At 69.7% G+C, this 16,382-nt stretch carries 11 protein-coding genes and 1 pseudogene; 7 read left to right on the top strand and 5 right to left on the bottom strand.

Translation table 11 applies throughout. From position 1 onward, the window contains the following. Positions 1 to 32: 32 nt before the first annotated feature. The 3 genes and pseudogenes from HDC36_RS06020 to HDC36_RS06010 form a co-directional block, all read right to left on the bottom strand. Positions 33 to 938, bottom strand: coding sequence for an endonuclease/exonuclease/phosphatase family protein (locus HDC36_RS06020; RefSeq protein ID WP_179565269.1), 906 nt, complete (start codon positions 936 to 938; stop codon positions 33 to 35). 64 nt (positions 939 to 1,002) lie between these two features. Next, positions 1,003 to 3,984 (bottom strand): glycoside hydrolase family 3 C-terminal domain-containing protein, encoded by a 2,982-nt coding sequence (locus HDC36_RS06015; RefSeq protein WP_179565268.1) that lies wholly within the window; start codon positions 3,982 to 3,984, stop codon positions 1,003 to 1,005. 78 nt (positions 3,985 to 4,062) lie between these two features. Next, positions 4,063 to 5,757, bottom strand: a pseudogene (locus tag HDC36_RS06010) (M14 family metallopeptidase); the annotation flags it as partial. A 257-nt stretch (positions 5,758 to 6,014) separates the two neighbouring features. Between HDC36_RS06010 and HDC36_RS06005 the strand changes: the two are divergent. Both HDC36_RS06005 and HDC36_RS06000 read left to right on the top strand, forming a co-directional pair. After that, positions 6,015 to 7,571, top strand: coding sequence for an oligopeptide:H+ symporter (locus HDC36_RS06005; RefSeq protein ID WP_179565266.1), 1,557 nt, complete (start codon positions 6,015 to 6,017; stop codon positions 7,569 to 7,571). Positions 7,572 to 7,580: 9 nt separating this feature from the next. Continuing rightward, a complete protein-coding gene (locus HDC36_RS06000) occupies positions 7,581 to 8,216 on the top strand; it encodes a rhomboid family intramembrane serine protease (protein WP_179565264.1) in 636 nt (211 codons plus the stop codon). 175 nt (positions 8,217 to 8,391) lie between these two features. On the opposite strand, the gene HDC36_RS05995 is transcribed toward HDC36_RS06000, so the two are convergent. Beyond that, a complete protein-coding gene (locus tag HDC36_RS05995) occupies positions 8,392 to 8,592 on the bottom strand; it encodes a hypothetical protein (RefSeq protein ID WP_179565262.1) in 201 nt (66 codons plus the stop codon). Positions 8,593 to 8,892: 300 nt separating this feature from the next. Between HDC36_RS05995 and HDC36_RS05990 the strand changes: the two genes are divergently transcribed. The 4 genes from HDC36_RS05990 (at position 8,893) to HDC36_RS05975 (ending at position 11,809) form a co-directional block, all read left to right on the top strand. Further along, positions 8,893 to 9,180 carry a GNAT family N-acetyltransferase gene (locus HDC36_RS05990; RefSeq protein ID WP_179565260.1) on the top strand — a complete coding sequence of 96 codons (288 nt, stop codon included), beginning with the start codon at positions 8,893 to 8,895 and terminating at the stop codon, positions 9,178 to 9,180. A 61-nt stretch (positions 9,181 to 9,241) separates the two neighbouring features. Beyond that, entirely contained in the window at positions 9,242 to 10,102 is an 861-nt protein-coding gene (locus HDC36_RS05985) for a DUF3298 and DUF4163 domain-containing protein (RefSeq protein WP_179565258.1), read from the top strand. 11 nt (positions 10,103 to 10,113) lie between these two features. Beyond that, entirely contained in the window at positions 10,114 to 11,232 is a 1,119-nt protein-coding gene (gene cfa / locus HDC36_RS05980) for a cyclopropane fatty acyl phospholipid synthase (RefSeq protein ID WP_179565256.1), read from the top strand. 79 nt (positions 11,233 to 11,311) lie between these two features. Then, a complete protein-coding gene (locus HDC36_RS05975) occupies positions 11,312 to 11,809 on the top strand; it encodes a MarR family transcriptional regulator (protein WP_179565254.1) in 498 nt (165 codons plus the stop codon). A gap of 115 nt (positions 11,810 to 11,924) precedes the next feature. Here the strand turns inward: HDC36_RS05975 and HDC36_RS05970 are convergent, their stop codons facing one another. Beyond that, positions 11,925 to 14,126 carry a M3 family metallopeptidase gene (locus tag HDC36_RS05970; protein WP_179565253.1) on the bottom strand — a complete coding sequence of 734 codons (2,202 nt, stop codon included), beginning with the start codon at positions 14,124 to 14,126 and terminating at the stop codon, positions 11,925 to 11,927. 209 nt (positions 14,127 to 14,335) lie between these two features. Between HDC36_RS05970 and HDC36_RS05965 the strand changes: the two genes are divergently transcribed. Further along, on the top strand, positions 14,336 to 16,378 hold the full coding sequence (locus HDC36_RS05965; RefSeq protein WP_179565251.1) for an amidohydrolase family protein: 2,043 nt from the start codon (positions 14,336 to 14,338) through the stop codon (positions 16,376 to 16,378). Positions 16,379 to 16,382 lie beyond the last annotated feature (4 nt).

Below are 16,382 nucleotides of genomic sequence, written 5' to 3'. Positions count from 1 at the left end.
CAGAGCGGCGCGCGCCGTCGCGCGCGCTGCGGTCAAGGCACCGGCAACGGCGGGACCGCGTCCGCCGGCAGCGGATCCAGCGGTTGCAGCGCCACCAGCAGGCCGCGCGGATCGGCGCCACGCGCTGCGCCCGGCGTGCGCGGCAGCAGCCGCGCGCTGCGCAGCGGGCGGAAGCGGTCGCGTTCGAAGAACACATGGTCGGCCTGCGCGGCCAGCGCGAACAGGTGCGGATCCAGGCCGTTGCGCGGCGCGTCGTTGCCTGCGCCGCGCAGGCGCGCGTCGCTGTCGCCGAAGCGCGCGGCCAGCGGCGCCAGTTCCGGGGCGTCGGCGGCGGCGTAGAAGCCGCCGGCCAGCAGCGAGGGCACGCCCTCGGCGGTGGCGTCGATCCACGCCATCAGGTCGTCGGCCTGTTCGCGGCGGCTGGCGCCACCGTCGCGCTCGGCATGCAGGCGGGTGAAGTACAGGTTCACCGGCTGCCCGTGCAGGTCCACGCGCACCAGGCCGGCCACGCTGTAGTCCTCGAACGGATGCAACAGGGTTTCCGCTTCCTCCAGCACCGGCAGCCGGGTCAGCAGCGCATTGCCGCGGCGTTGCGGCCGGCTCGGCGGATCGGCGCTGATGAAATGGCAGTGGTAGCCGAGCTGCGCGGCCAGCCATTGCGCCTGGTTCGGCAACGCGGAGGTCTGCAGCACTTCCTGCAGCGCGATCGCATCGGGTTGCAGCCGTTGCAGCGCATCGACGAGGCGCCCGCGGCGCGCGGGCCAGTCGTTGCGGTCCTGATCGAGATTGAGGCTGACCACGCTGAGCGTCGCCGCGGGCGCAGGCGGCGGCACCGGCAAGCCGGCGGGCAGCGCTTGCGCGCCCGCATGCGTCACCAGGGCCAGCAGCAGCCAGCCGAGGCGATGCCGTCGTCGTGGAGTCCCGGGCGTGCGCGTCATGCGCTGAATGCTAGGACCTGCGGCTTCAGCGCCACGTGTACATGGACACGCGGCGCTGCGGTTTCTAGCGCGGCAGCACGCTTTCTTGTAGACGCAGCGGCACGCTGGCCGCGGCCTGCGTCGCCGAGCGGCCCAGCACCAGTTCGTAGTCGCCGGCGGCGATGCGCCACTGGCGCTGCGCCGGGTCGTAGTCGGCCAGGGTCTTGGGTTCGGCGACGATGCTGACGCGGCGGGTTTCGCCGGGCTTGAGCGTGAGCTTGTCCCAGCCGACCAGGCGGATCGGCGTGTGGTGGCCCTGCGGCAGGCGCAGGTACAGCTGCGGCACGTCGGCGCCTTCGCGTTCGCCGCTGTTGCGCACGTCGAAGCTGGCGATCACCGTGTTGCCGTCCACCTGCACGCTCAGGTTGGCGTAGTCGAAGCGGGTGTAGGACAGGCCGTGGCCGAACGCGTACAGCGGATCCAGGCCGCGCGCGGCGAACCAGCGGTAGCCGACGTTGGCGCCCTCGATGTCGTAGTCGACATTGCTGCCGGCCGGTTGCGCCGGCTTGAAGCCCAGCCCCGGGATCGATGGCCGCGGCAGCTGCGCCACGTCGCGCAGCCAGGTCACCGGCAGGCGCCCGGACGGATTGACCTCGCCCAGCAGCAGGCGCGCCAGCGCTTCGCCGCCGCGGATGCCCGGGTACCACGCTTCCAGCACCGCCGGCACCTGTTGCAGCCACGGCATCGCCACCGGGCCGTTGGTCTCCAGCACCACCACCGTGCGCGGGTTGGCCTTGGCCATCGCCGCGATCAGCGCGTCCTGCTTGCCGGGCAGTTTGATGTCGGGAAGGTCCACCGATTCGGCCGACCACTGTGTGGCGAACACGATCACCGCCTCGGCGCCGCGCGCGAGCTTGGCCGCCGCCGCCACATCGTCGCCGCTGGCATAGTCGATCTGCGCGTCAGGCATTGCCTTGCGCAATGCCTGCAGCGGTGAGGACGGATGGAACATCACCGGGCCCGGCCAGGTGGTCGGGGCCAGCCCCGGCACCGCGTTGGCGCCGTTGACGGTGAAGCCGACCATCGACGAGCCGCCGCCGCCGATCACGCCCTTGTCGGCATGCCCGCCGATCACCGCGATGCGCCGCAGCGTGCGCGGCAACGGCAGCGTGTCGCGCTCGTTGCGCAGCAGTACCGTGCCTTCCTCGACCACTTTCTGCACCGCCTCGCCGCCGGCGACGTCGTCGATCGGCTGGCGCTGCGGCGGATGGTCGAAGCTGCCGGTGGCGATGAAGGCGCGCAGGATGCGCCGCACCATGTCGTCCAGGCGCGCCTGCGGCACCGTGCCGCCGGCCACCGCCAGGCGCAGCGGCTGGTCGAAGTACACCGCCTTGTCGAACACTTCGCCGGCCGATTGCTGGTCCAGCCCGGCCAGCGCCGCCTTGGAACCGCTGTGCACGCCGCCCCAGTCGGACATCACGTAGCCGGGGAACTTCCATTCCTGCTTGAGCACCTTGTTGAGCAGGTAGTCGTGTTCGCAGCCGTAGATGCCGTTGATGCGGTTGTAGGAACACATCACCGAGCCGGGTTCGCCGATCTTCAGCGCCAGCTCGAACGCCAGCAGGTCCGATTCGTGCATGGCCTGCTCGCCGATGTCGGCGCTGTGGGTGTTGCGCCCGGTCTCCAGGTCGTTCATCGCGAAGTGCTTCATCGTCGACACCACGCGCTGGCTCTGCACGCCGCGGATCGACTCGCCGACCATCACCCCGGCCAGCAGCGGATCTTCGCCGGCGTACTCGAAGTTGCGGCCGTTGCGCGGATCGCGCTGCAGGTTGACGCTGCCGGCCAGCAGCACGTTGAAGCCCTGCTGCCAGGCCTCGCGGCCCATGGTGGCGCCGCCGGCGAAGGCCAGGTCGCGGTTCCAGGTGGCGGCGGTGGCCGGGCCGGACGGCAGCGCGGTGGCGTGGTCGCCGGGGCGCACGTTGCCCGGATTGGTCACGCCGACGCCGGCGTCGGCCAGCTGTTGCGCGGCGATGCCCAGGCGTTCGATCGCCGGCACGAAGCCGGCCGAGCCGAGCGCGCCGGGCGGCAGCGGGCCGCCGTCCTTGCCCAGGCCGAAGTAGCTGTGCAGCATCTGGAACTTCTCGTCCTGGGTCATCGCCTGCACCAGCAACGCGGCGCGGCGGTCCGGCGCCAGCGCGCGATCGGTCCACGGGCGCTGCGCATCGGCGGTGGCGCTGGGCGCCAGGCGGAACGTGCTGACCAGGCCGAAGTGGTCCGAGGCCCAGACGCCGTTAGCGTCGGGCTTCTGGAACAGGATGCGGCTGCTCACCGGCTCGAACCGCTCGCGCTGGAAGAACACGTGGTCGATGCGTTTGGGCGGATTGAACTTCGGGTTCAAGGTGCTGTCGGCACGACGGTCCTTGGCGCCGTGCAGGCTGCCGTAGCTGTCGCCGAAGCCGCTGCGCAGCGCGGCCAGTTCCGGCGCGTCGGCGCTGGCGTTGAAGTCGCCGGCGAGCAGCGACGGCGCGCCGTCGGCGGTCTTGTCGACCCAGGCCAGCAGGTCCTGCAGCTGGCGTTCGCGCAACGCGCCGCCGGCCTCGGTCCAGTGCAGGTGGGTGATGTAGAGATTGACCGCGCGGCCGTCCACGTCCAGGCGCAGGCGCCCGGCGCTGCGGCTGTCGTCGAGCGGGTTCAGGCGGATCTGTTCGCGCGCCAGGATCGGGCGCCGGGTCAGCAGCGCGTTGCCGTAGCGCTGCGCGGCGCCGGGCGGATCGACGCTGGTGAAGTAATACGCGTAGCCGAGCTGCTCGGCCAGCCATTGCGCCTGGTTCGGCAGCGTGTCGTGCTGCAGCACTTCTTCCAGGGCGATCGCGTCCGGATGCAGTTCGCGCAGGGTCTGCACGATCTGGGTGCGCCGATTCGGCCAGTCGAGCTTGTCGTGGTACAGGTTCAGCGTGACCACGCTGAGCGTCGGGGTGTCCTTGGCGGTCGCGGGCGCAGGCGCGGCGAAGGCCGGCCAGGCCAGCGCGAGCGCCAGGCAAAGGAGTCCTGAAAACGTTTTCATAGCGGGGCGTGAGGCCTCTCTAGCAGCTGAAGGGATTGCGCATCGGGGGGAGTTGGGGAGGGGAGAGCCGCTGAAGCGCTAGGACGGCGCTTCGTCGCTGCGCATCACCGGATACAGCCGGTACTGCGCATCCCAGGAGGAATGGCGGCGGTGGAAGAACTCCAGCCGCGCATGCGGATCCTTGGCGAAGTCGGCGTCGTGCTCGAGCTTGCTCTCGAATTCGGCCTTCAGTGCCGGGTCGCTGGCCAGCATCTGCCGCGCCACGTCCTCGGCCACATAGTCTTCCATGTATTCGGTGCGCTCGAAGGCGCTGTTGAACTCGCCCCATTGCAGCAGCGAGTCCGGCGCCTGCGGTTCCAGCAACGCCATCAGCAACCGCGCCTTGGGCTGGGCGATCGGCACGAACAGGGCGCCGGCGCCGATGGCGCGCGTCGCGGGGGTCCAGCCGCCCTGCACGCTGAGCCGCTGGTGGCCTTCGGAGGAACGCGCGGCGAAGCTGGCATCGTCGGCGCGGAACGTCTGCACCGGCAGCGTGGCGGCGCGGTCCAGGGTGCGGAAGGCGATGCCGTGCTGGCGCAACTTGGCGGCGACCAGCGCCGCCTGCGCGGCCGGCACCAGATAGCCGGCGCGCGGCGCCACGACTTCCACGCTGGGCACGATGTGATCGCGCAGCGGTACCCGCCAGATCTGCGGGGTGCGCTCGTCGTAGCGGGTCATCAGCGCCCCGGACACCGGCGACAGCGTGCGGGTATAGGCGTAGCCGCGGAAATCCACCAGGCGCGACTGCTCGGTGGTGCGGTAGTCCAGCGCCAGCGTCTTGCCGCCGAGCTGCTGCGCGCGCGCGTCGGCGGCGAGCGCGTCGGCGCGCCAGCGGCCGCCGTTGCGCGCCACCTGCTGCAGCACCGAGACGATGGTGTTGCGGGTGATGCGCACGCGTTGCGGATAGGGCTTCCACGAATGCGTTTCCACCAGCATGCCGAAGCGGTTGCGCAGCTGGAAATAGCCGTGCGAGAAGCGCGGCGTGGCCACGCCGTCCTCGAAGCCGGAGGCCGGATCGTCGTTGACCACGAACGAGGGGTAGTAGGGCAGCGGCAGCGAGCCCTGCCGCTTCAGGTCGGCGAGCACGCCGTCGCGCAGGCGCAGGCCGTCGCCGCGCAGCGCGGCGTCGCCGGCATGCAGCGGTTCCACCTGCACCGACACGTCGTGCTCGAACTGCGCACCGTCGGTGACGTGCAGGTCCACGTACAGCAGCGGGTCCCATTGTTCGACCAGGCGCAGCATCGCCTGCATCTCCGGCGCGTCGGCCTTGACGTAGTCGCGGTTGAGGTTGAGGTTCTGCGCGGTGGTGCGCCAGCCCATCTGCTCCGGCCCGCGCTGGTTGGGCCGGTTCCAGGCGCCGAAGCGCTCGTGGCCATCGACGTTGAACACCGGCACGAACAGCCACACCTGCTTGTCCAGCGCGCCGCGCGCGGCCTCACCGTCGAGCAGCTGGCGCAGCGCCAGGAAGCCGGCGTCCTTGCCGTCGATCTCGCCGGCGTGGATGCCGCCCTGGATCAGCACCACCGGCAGCTTGCGCGCTTGCGCCGTTGCGGCATCCAGCGCGCCGGACGTGGAGACCGCCAGCGCCTTCATCGGCCGGCCCTCGGGCGTGGTGCCGAAGTCGAAGCACCGCACCGCCTGCGGATAGCGCCGCGCGAACGCGTCGCACAGCGCGATGGTCTCCGCGTAGCGCCCGGTACGCAGAAAACCGCTGCGCTCGGCCTCGGTGGACAGGCCTGCATCGCTGGCCAGCAATGGCATGCTGCACAGCAGCATCGGCAGCAGGAGGGGGACCAGCCAGGGTCGGATCATTGCGGCACCGTCGCGGGAGAGGCCCCCATGATGCGTGCAGCGCGCCGATTGCGGAAGCACCTGCGTGCCGCCGCGGCCGCTGCGGGCGGTTCGATTCGCCCGGAACGATCGGGTAACCTTCTGAAAATTTTGCCTGGACCAGTGCCTGTGACGAGCGAACGAGCGACGAGGAAGTGCGGATGAGTGCGGCCAACGCACATGCCGGTGCGCGGATGCCGAGGCAGATCCCCTACATCATCGGCAACGAGGCCTGCGAGCGTTTCAGCTTCTACGGCATGCGCAACATCCTGGTGCAGTTCCTGATCACCTCGCTGCTGCTGCAGGAAATGACCGCGCCCGGCCGCGAGGCCGAGGCCAAGCACATCATGCACAGCTTCATGGTCGGCGTGTATTTCTTCCCGCTGCTCGGCGGCTGGCTGGCCGACCGCTTCTTCGGCAAGTACACAACGATCCTGTGGTTCAGCCTGATCTATTGCGCGGGCCACGCCTGCCTGGCGCTGTTCGAGGGCAGCCGCGAAGGGTTCTTCGTCGGCCTGGGGCTGATCGCGCTGGGTGCTGGCGGGATCAAGCCGCTGGTGGCCTCGTTCATGGGCGACCAGTTCGACCAGTCCAACAAGCACCTGGCCAAGGTGGTGTTCGACGCCTTCTACTGGATCATCAACTTCGGCTCGCTGTTCGCCTCGCTGCTGATCCCGCTGGCGCTGAAGAACCTGGGGCCGGCGTGGGCGTTCGGCATTCCCGGCATCCTGATGTTCGTGGCCACGCTGGTGTTCTGGGCCGGGCGCCGCCGCTACGTGCGCGTGCCGCTGCCGCCGCAGGATCCGCACGGCTTCGCCCAGGTGGTGCGCAGCGCGCTGCTGTCGCGCGCGCCGGGGCAGGGGCGTCCCGGCCTGGCGCTCGCCGCCATCGCGGTGGTGCTGGCGCTGGCCAGCTTCGCGCTGCTGCCGACGCTGGGCATCGTGATCTGCCTGTGCCTGGCGCTGGTGCTGCTGCTGGCGGGCATCGGCGGCGGCACCTGGTGGCAGCTGGAGCGCGCCCGCGCGGTGCATCCGGACGCGGCGGTGGACGGCGTGCGCGCGGTGCTGCGGGTGCTGGTGGTGTTCGCGCTGGCGACGCCGTTCTTCTCGCTGTTCGACCAGAAGGCCTCGACCTGGGTGCTGCAGGGCCAGCAGATGCAGATGCCCGACTGGTTCAGCGCCTCGCAGATGCAGGCGCTGAATCCGGCGCTGGTGATGCTGCTGATCCCGTTCAACAACCTGGTGCTGTATCCGCTGCTGCGCCGTGGCGGCTACGAGCCGACCGCGTTGCGGCGGATGACCGCGGGCATCGCCTTCAGCGGCCTGGCCTGGATCGTGGTCGGCACGCTGCAGGTGGCGATGGACGGCGGCGACGCGCTGTCCATCGCCTGGCAGATCCTGCCGTACGCGCTACTGACCTTCGGCGAGGTGCTGGTCTCGGCGACCGGCCTGGAGTTCGCCTACAGCCAGGCGCCGCAATCGATGAAGGGCGTGGTGATGAGCTTCTGGAACCTGACCACCACGGTCGGCAACCTGTGGGTGCTGCTGTCCAACGCGGCGGTGCGCAACGACACCGTCACCGCGCACATCGGCAGTACCGGGCTCAGCGAAACCGCGTTCCTGATGTTCTTCTTCGCCGCCTTCGCCTGCGTCGCCGCGCTGTTGTTCGGGTTGTATGCGCGCCGTTACCGCATGGTCGATCATTACCGTACCGCCTGAGGCCCCCGCATGCCGTCCGTCACCCCCGTCAACCTGATCCTGATCGTCCTCACCGTGCTGGTGTCGTGGGCGGCGTTCAACAACCGCAAGCTGCTCGACCGGTTGATCCTGTGGCCGCCGGCGATCGACCGGCACAAGCAATACGACCGGCTGGTGACGCATGGCTTCATCCACGCCGATTTCCCGCATCTGCTGTTCAACATGGTCACGCTGTACTTCTTCGGCGGCCCGATCGAACGGTTGATGGAGCGGTTGACCGGCAGCCTGCTGACCTATCCGCTGTTCTACCTGGCGGCGCTGGTGGTGGCGATCCTGCCCAGTTACCTGAAGAACCAGAAGAACCCGAACTACTTCAGCCTGGGCGCGTCCGGCGCGGTCTCGGCGGTGCTGTTCGCCTACATCCTGCTGGCGCCGTGGACCGGGATCTACTTCTTCTTCATCCCGATTCCGATCCCGGCGATCCTGTACGCGCTGTTCTATGTGGGCTACAGCATCTGGATGGACCGCCGTGGCGGCGACAACATCAACCATAGCGCGCACCTGGCCGGTGCCGCGTTCGGGGTGATGTTCCTGCTGATCCTGGAACCGTCGGTGCTGCAGCACTTCCTCGACCAGCTGGCGCAGCCGCGCTTCGGCCGCGGCTAGCGGCCGCGCGGATTCGCGCACGCTGGCGGCGATGCCGTCGCTGCAGGTGGGCGCGAGGCGAGGGGACCGCCGAAACGGAAACCGGCTGCCAGCGCGGGGTGCGTGCTGCGGCCGGTGGCTCGAAACCTCTCCGGCGGTCTGCGGCCCGCGCCGCGGTCCGCGCGTGAGGCTCGGCTCAGGCGGCCTGCTGGCCGCGCAATTGCACGTTGGCGCTGCCGATCGCGGCGTGTTCGTAGGTTTGCTTCAGCCGGTCGTAGACCTCGCTGTTGAGCTGGTCGAATTCCCAGCCCTGGGTGTGGCCGCTGACCACCAGTTGGTACAGCCCTTCCAGCAACGACGCATCGTGGTCGCCATGGATCTGTTCGTTGTCGCTCATGCGCATCGCCCCTGTTCGATTACACCGTGATGGATTTCGCAAGTCCCATGCCAGATTTCCACGGTGGTACGCGGTTGGTAGCGGCCGCGCGCGGCAGGACTTTAGGGCGCGTCGCCGATTCCCGAGCCGGCTGCAGGGATCGGCGCGCGTCCCTGAGCCGCGTCGTGGCCGGCCGCCGGCCCGGCCCCGGCCGGAAGTGACGCAGCGCGTCGGCTGCGGGTGACGCGGCGCGGCGTGCGGCTTCACATCGTCGCGGCGCGCGCGCGACCAGACTGTGCATTCCGTCGCATGAGCCAGGCCATGAGCGCAGCGTCCTCCCCACCGATCGCACACGATCCGCAGCGACAGCGCTTCGCGCTGCAGCTGGACGGCCATGAGGCCGAGTTGGACTATCTGCTGCAGGACGGCCGCCTGGTCATCACCCATACCGGCGTGCCGACCGCGATCGGCGGCCGCGGCTTGGCGGCACGGCTGGTGAGCGCGGCGCTGGACCATGCGCGGGCGCAGGGATTGAAGGTGGTCCCGGCCTGTTCGTACGCGGCGGTGTTCGTGCAGCGCCATCCCGAATACGCCGACTTGCCCGGCTGAGTGCGCACGACGCGACGACGGCGCGATAATTCGTCATCACACAGACGCAAGACACAGGGGAATGGACGTGAGGCACAGGGTACAGACGGGGCAGAACATTCCATGGCGGTGGACGGCGCTGGCGTTGGCGGCGACGTTGGCCGTGGCAGGGTGCAAGCGCGAGGCGGCGGCGCCGGCCGCCGAACCGGCGCCGGCTCCGGCGCCCGCCGCCGCGGCGGCGCCCGCAGCGCCGGCCCCGATGGAACTGAAGGACGTGATCGAGCACAGCCCCAGCTACGTGGTCGGCATCACCTTCCCGCCGGCGCTCAACCGCTATCCGGGCCTGGCCGAGGCGGTCGGCCGCTACGCGCAGGCCGCGCGCGGCGAACTGATGGAAGCGGTCGGCGGCCTCGGCAACGACCGTCCCAGCGCGCCCTACGAGCTGTCGCTGCAGTTCGAGATGCTGCTGGAACGGCCCGAACTGGTGGCGGTGGCCGCCGACGGCAGCCGCTATACCGGCGGCGCCCATGGCGAGCCGCTGGTGGCGCGCTTCGTATGGCTGCCGCAGCAGCAGCGCATGCTGACCGCCGAGACGCTGATTCCCGATCCCAAGGGCTGGGCGCAGGTGGCCGGCTATGTCGCCACGCAGCTGCGCCAGGCGGTGCAGGCGCGGGTGGATGCCGAGCAGTTGCCGCCGGAGGACCACGACGAACAGGTCCGCAGCGCCGACAAGATGATCGCCGAAGGAACCGAGCCGCAAGCGGAGAACTTCAGTCAGTTCCAGCCCCTGGTCGACGCCGCCGGCAAGATCGTGGCGTTGCGCTTCGTGTTCCCGCCTTACCAGGTGGGACCGTATTCCGATGGCACGCAGACGGTGGATGTCCCGGCCAGCGTGCTGCGCGGGTTGGTGGCGCCGGAATACGCGGAGCTGTTCGCGGCATAGCGGGTGCGGGCGTGGCCGGGCCGCTGCAGCGCCGTGTCGTCGACCTGCTCGCCAGTGCCGACGTGCGCGTCGGCGGCGCGCGCGCCCACGACATCGCGGTGCACGACCCGCGTTTCTACGCGCGGGTGCTGGCGCAAGGGTCGCTGGGCCTGGGCGAAAGCTACATGGACGGCTGGTGGGAGGCGCCGGCGCTGGACCAGACCCTGGCGCGGCTGCTCGATGCCCGGCTCGAGCAGCGCGTGCACGGCATCGCCGACCTGGCCTACGCGGTGCGCGCACGCCTGTTCAACCTGCAGCGCGGACGCCGCAGCTACGAGGTCGGGCGCCGCCACTACGACCTGGGCAACGACCTGTACCGGGCGATGCTCGGCCGCCGCCTGGTCTACAGCTGCGGCTACTGGGCCGCCGCCGACGCTCTGGACGCGGCGCAGGAGGCCAAGCTCGACCTGGTCTGCCGCAAGCTGCGGTTGCGCGCGGGCATGCGCGTGCTGGACATCGGCTGCGGCTGGGGCGAGGCGCTGAAGTTCGCCGCCGAGCGCTACGGCGTGGCCGGGGTCGGCGTCACCGTGTCGCGGGAACAGGCCGATTACGCGCGGCAGCTGTGCCGCGGCCTGCCGATCGAGATCCGCCTGCAGGACTACCGCGCGCTGGACGAGCGTTTCGACGCGATCTTCTCGATCGGCATGTTCGAGCACGTCGGCGACAAGAACTACCGCAGCTACTTCGCACGGGTACGGCAGTGCCTGCATCCGCATGGGCTGTTCCTGTTGCACAGCATCGGCAGCAACGTGTCGCGGCACCGGACCGATCCGTGGATCGCGCGCTACATCTTTCCCAATTCGATGTTGCCCTCGGCCGCGCAGATCGCCGCGGCGCTGGAAGGCCGCTTCGTGTGCGAGGACTGGCACAACTTCGGCGCCGACTACGAGCGCACGCTGCACGCCTGGCGCGACAACGTCGAGGCGGCCTGGCCGGATCTGGATGCGCAGCGCTACGACCTGCGTTTCCGGCGCATGTGGCGCTTCTATCTGGCCGGGTCGATGGCCACCTTTCGCTGCCGCCGCGCGCAGTTGTGGCAGCTGCTGTTGTCGCCCGAAGGTGTACGGGGAGGATACCGCGCACCGCGTTGAGCGAAGGCGGGTGGTTGCTGTCGCACAACAGTCGGTAGCATTGGCGGCCCCGACCCCTGACGTGCGATTCCACCCTCCAATGGGAAGTTTTGATCAGACCGAGCGGCGCGTAGCCTTCACCTGCGAGCGCTACCCTGCCTTCCCACGCGAACCGGCCGTGCTGGTCAGGCTCGTCAAGCATCTGTACAAGCGCATCCACGCCAATGCCTGCGGGCTGCTCAAGGCGCACGGCATCAGTCCGCCGGAATACGAGATCCTGATGATGCTGTACGGCACGCCCGGGCAGTGCATCACCCCGACCGAAGTGGCCGAGGCGGCGAGCGAGAAGCCCGCCAACATCACCCGCCTCACCGACAACCTGTGCGGCAAGGGCCTGCTGCTGCGCTCGGCCAGCCCCGAGGACCGGCGCAAGATCACCCTGACCCTGCAGCCGGCCGGGATCGCGCTGATCGAACGCATGTTGCCGGCGGTGTGCACGTTCCTGGACGAGGAGACCGCCGGCCTGGACGAGGCCGAGCAGGTGCAGCTGGAGACGCTGCTCAAGAAGATGCTGGCCGGCATCGACAGCGCCGGCTGACCGCGCCGCGTCCGCGCGTGCGGACGCACGCGGCTGCGGCAAGCGCCGCAAACGACGACGCCGCCCGCGAATGCGGGCGGCGTCGGGGTGCGCATGGCGCGGGGGTTCAGTCTTTTCAGTCCTTGCCGGCCGGCGTCTGCGGCGTGGCGCTGTCGCCGCCGCCCGGGGTCAGGCCGCGCTTTTCCAGCAACGGTTCGATCTTCGGCGCGTGCCCGGCGAAGTCCTGGAACAGCTGCATCGCATCGACGCTGCCGCCGCGCGAGAGCAGGGTCTGGCGGAAGCGGTCGCCGTTGGCGCGGCTGAGCCCGCCATGCTGCTTGAACCACTGCTGGGTGTTGGCGTCGAGCACCTCGGACCAGATATAGGCGTAGTAGCCGGCCGCGTAGCCGCCCATGATGTGGCTGAAATAGGGCGTGCGGTAGCGCGGCGGCACCGGCGCGTAGGCGATGCCGTCGGCGGCCAGCGCCTTGGCCTCGAAGTCCATCACCCCCGCTGCCGGCGGCACCTGGCCGGCGGCGAGCTGGTGCCAGCGCTGGTCGAGCATCGCCGCGCCCAGGTATTCGGTGGTGGCGAAGCCCTGGTTGAACTTGGCCGCGGCCACCACCTTGTCCAGCAAGGCCTGCGGCATCGGCGCGCCGCTCTGGTAGTGCTTGGCGTAGTGCTTGAGGATGGCCGGATCGTCCGCCCACATCTCGTTGACCTGCGACGGGAACTCGACGAAATCGCGCGGCACGCTGGTGCCGGAGAAGTACGGGTACTTCACGTTGGAGAACATGCCGTGCAGCGCATGGCCGAACTCGTGGAACGCGGTGGTGACCTCGTCCCAGGTCAGCAGCGTGGGTTGGCCGGCCGGCGGCTTGGGAATGTTGAGGTGGTTGGCGACCACCGGCTTGTAGCCGGTCAGCGCCGACTGCGACACGTAGGAATTCATCCACGCGCCGCCGCGCTTGGATTCGCGCGCGTACATGTCGGCGATGAAGATCGCCAGCTGCTGGCCGTCGGCGTCGAACACGTCGTAGACCAGCAGGTCGTCGCGGTAGGTCGGCAGGTCGGTGCGCTGCTTGAAGGTCAGCCCGTATTCCTGGTTGGCGGCGTAGAACACGCCGTTTTCCAGCACGTTCTTCAGTTCGAAGTAGGGCTTGAGCTGGGACTCGTCGAAGTCGTACTTGGCCTGGCGCACCTTCTCGGTGTAGTAGGCCCAGTCCCAGGCGGCGAGGGTGAAGCTCGGCTTGCCGGCCGCCTTCTGTTCCTTGTCGATCATCGCCTGCAGGTCGGCGGCCTCGCGCTTGGCGTTGGCGACCGCGGCCGGGGCCAGCTTGCCGAGCATCGCGTTGACCGCTTCGGGGGTCTTGGCGGTCTGGTCTTCCAGCGAGTAGGCGGCGTGGTTCGGGTAGCCCAGCAGCTTGGCGCGCTCGGCGCGCAGGCTCATGATCCGCGACACCAGCGCGGTGTTGTCGTACTTGCCGCCGTGGCTGCCGCGCGACACCGAGGCTTCGTAGATCTTCTGCCGCAGCGCGCGGTCCTTGAGCTGGGTCAGCGGCGGCTGGCCGGTGGTGTTGAGCAGCGCGATCACGTACTTGCCGTCGAGCTTGCGTGCCTTGGCCGCTTCGGCCGCCGAGGCGATCTGTTCGTCGGACAGGCCGTCGAGCTGCTTGACGTCGTCCACCACCACCGCGGCGGCATTCACTTCGGCCAGCACGTTCTGGCTGAACTGGGTGCCGAGCTTGGCCAGCTCGGCGTTCATAGCCTTGAGCTTGGTCTTGTCGGCATCGCCGAGCTTGGCGCCGTCGCGCACGAAATCGCTGTAGTACTTCTCCACCAGGCGCACGCCCTGCGCGTCCAGGCCGAGCTGGTTGCGGGTGTCGTACAGCGCCTGGATGCGCGCGAACAGCTTGGGATTGAGCGAGATCGTGTCGCGGTGCGCGGCGAACTTGCCCGAGTACTCCGCCTGCAGCTGCTTGCGCGCATCGTTGGTGTCGGCGCCGACCAGGTTGAAGAACACCGTGGTCGCGCGGTCCAGCACCTGGCCGCTCTTCTCCATCGCCACGATGGTGTTGTCGAAACTCGGCTTGGCCTTCTGGTTGGCGATCGCCTCCACTTCCTTCAGCTGCTGCGCCATGCCGGCGTCGAAGGCCGGGGCGAAGTCGCTGTCCTTGATCCGGTCGAACTGCGGGTAGTGCAGCGGCAACGGGCTTTCGGCGAAGAACGGATTGGCCTGCGTGGCCGCTTGCGAAGCGGCGGGCGTGGCGGCGTTGGCGTAGGCAGGCATGGCGAGTCCGAGCGTGGCGGCGAGCGCGAGGGCGAGGCGGGTGGTCATCAAGCGGTATCCAGCGATAAGGTTGGACCATGCAGGCTACCGCAGTGCGGCGCATGCGGCCCGTGACTAAAGCCATGGGGGCTATGGCGCGGCGCAGCACATGCTGCAGGCGCGCTTGCCTTCGCCGCGGCGGCGGCGTCATATAGCGCCTGACCGATGCAGACCACTGCCATTGCGTGAACACGGCCGACGGCCGCAGGGAGAAACCGATGAAAGCGATCTTCGGCTTGTGCGTGGCCGCGTGCGCGGCATGGGCGGCGCCGGCGTGGTCGGCGCAGACGCTGCGCTACGTGGTGCTGGTGGACGGCGGCAAGCAGGCCGGGCAGCAGAGCGTCAGCGTCGGCGACGACGGCATCACCCGGGTGGACTTCGTGTTCAAGGACAACGGCCGCGGCCCGGAACTGAAGGAGCAGTACACGCTGGCCGCCGACGGCACCTTCAAGACCTACCAGGTACAGGGCACCTCCACCTTCGGCGCGCCGGTGGACGAGCGCTTCAGCCGCGACGGCGAGCGCGTGCAGTGGAAGTCCACGTCCGACCAGGGCGAGCGGCGCGTGGCCGGCGGCGCACAGTACTGGCCGCTCGGCGGCACCCCGGCGGCGACCTCGGCGGCGGTGACCGCGCTGAGCCGCCGCGCCGACGGCAGGCTGCCGCTGATCCCCAGCGGCGCGCTGACCCTGCGCAAGCTGCAGCAGGCGCAGGTCGGCCAGGGCAACAGCGCGCGCAAGGTGCAACTGGTGGCGCTGACCGGGGTCGGCTTCACCCCCACCTTCGCCTGGCTCACCACCGACACCACGCCGCGCCTGTTCGCGTTCATCGCGCCGGGCTGGATGCAGCTGATCGAAACCGGCTACGAAAAGGATGCCGACGCGCTGGAAGCGGCGCAGAAGCAGGCCGAAGCCACCGCCCTGGTCGAGTTGCAGCAGCGCCTGGCGCATCCCTTGCCCGGCACCACGCTGATCCGCAACGCGCGCGTGTTCGACAGCGAGCACGCCACGCTCGGCGCCGCGTCCGACGTGCTGCTGCGCGACGGCAAGATCGTCTCGGTGGTCGCCACCGGCAGCGCGCCGGCGCAGGCGCAGCAGGTGGTCGATGCGCAGGGGCGGGTGCTGCTGCCCGGCCTGTTCGACATGCATGGGCATGTCGGCCGCTGGGACGGCGGCCTGCACCTGGCCGCCGGCGTCACCACCGTGCGCGACATGGGCAACGACAACGCCACGCTGCAGCAGGTGATGCAGGAAGAGCGCGCCGGCCAGTTGCTGATGCCGAGCCTGGTCGCCTGCGGCTTCCTGGAGGGCGAGAGCCCGATGGCGGCGCGCAACGGCTTCGTGGTCAGCACCCAGGCACAGGCCAACGAGGCGGTCGACTGGTATGCGGCGCACGGCTACGTCGGCATCAAGATCTACAACTCGTTCCCGCAGGCGCTGGTGCGCGACACCGCCGCCTACGCGCACGCCAAGGGCCTGCGCGTGAGCGGGCACATTCCGGTGCACATGCTCGCGCACGAGGCGGTGGAGCAGGGCTACGACGAAATCCAGCACATCAACCAGGTGCTGCTGAACTTCTACGCCACCCACGACACCGATACGCGCACGCTGGAGCGTTTCTACCTGCCGGCCAAGCGCACCGCCGACCTGGATTTCGACTCGGCGCCGGTGCAGGCCTTCGTGCAGGAACTGGCCAGGCGGCAGATCGTCATCGATTCGACCGTGGCCACCTTCGACTTCATCCGCCAGCGTCCGGGCGACCTGTCGCAGGCCTATGCCGCGGTCGCCGGGCACCTGCCGCCGGACGTGCAGCGCGGGCTGCGCAGCGCCGAGTTCGACATTCCCGACGACGCCACCGCGGCGCTGTACGAGCGGTCCTACGAGAAGATGGTGGCCTTCGTCGGGCGCCTGTACCGCGCCGGCGTGCCGCTGGTGGCCGGCACCGACGCCACCCCGGGCTTCACCCTGCAGCGCGAGATCGAACTGTACGTGCAGGCCGGGCTGACCCCGGCGCAGGCGCTGCAGGTGGCGACCTGGAACGGCGCCAAGTACTCGCGCACGCTCGACAGCCGCGGCTCGATCGCGCCCGGCAAGCGCGCCGACCTGATCCTGGTCGATGGCGACCCGACCCGCGACATCGCCGACCTGCGCAAGGTCGCGTTGGTGGTGAAGCAGGGCACGGCGTATTACCCCAGCGAGGTCTACGCGGCGCTGGGCATCGAACCGTTCGCCGCGCCCGCGCGCATCGCCACCGTCGAGGATTGAGCGC

This window comes from Xanthomonas sp. JAI131 (assembly GCF_013410075.1).
GTDB classification, from domain to species: domain Bacteria; phylum Pseudomonadota; class Gammaproteobacteria; order Xanthomonadales; family Xanthomonadaceae; genus Xanthomonas_A; species Xanthomonas_A bonasiae.
The sequence above is the reverse complement of the archived record's forward strand: the minus strand, read 5'-3'. Positions and strand labels throughout refer to the sequence as shown.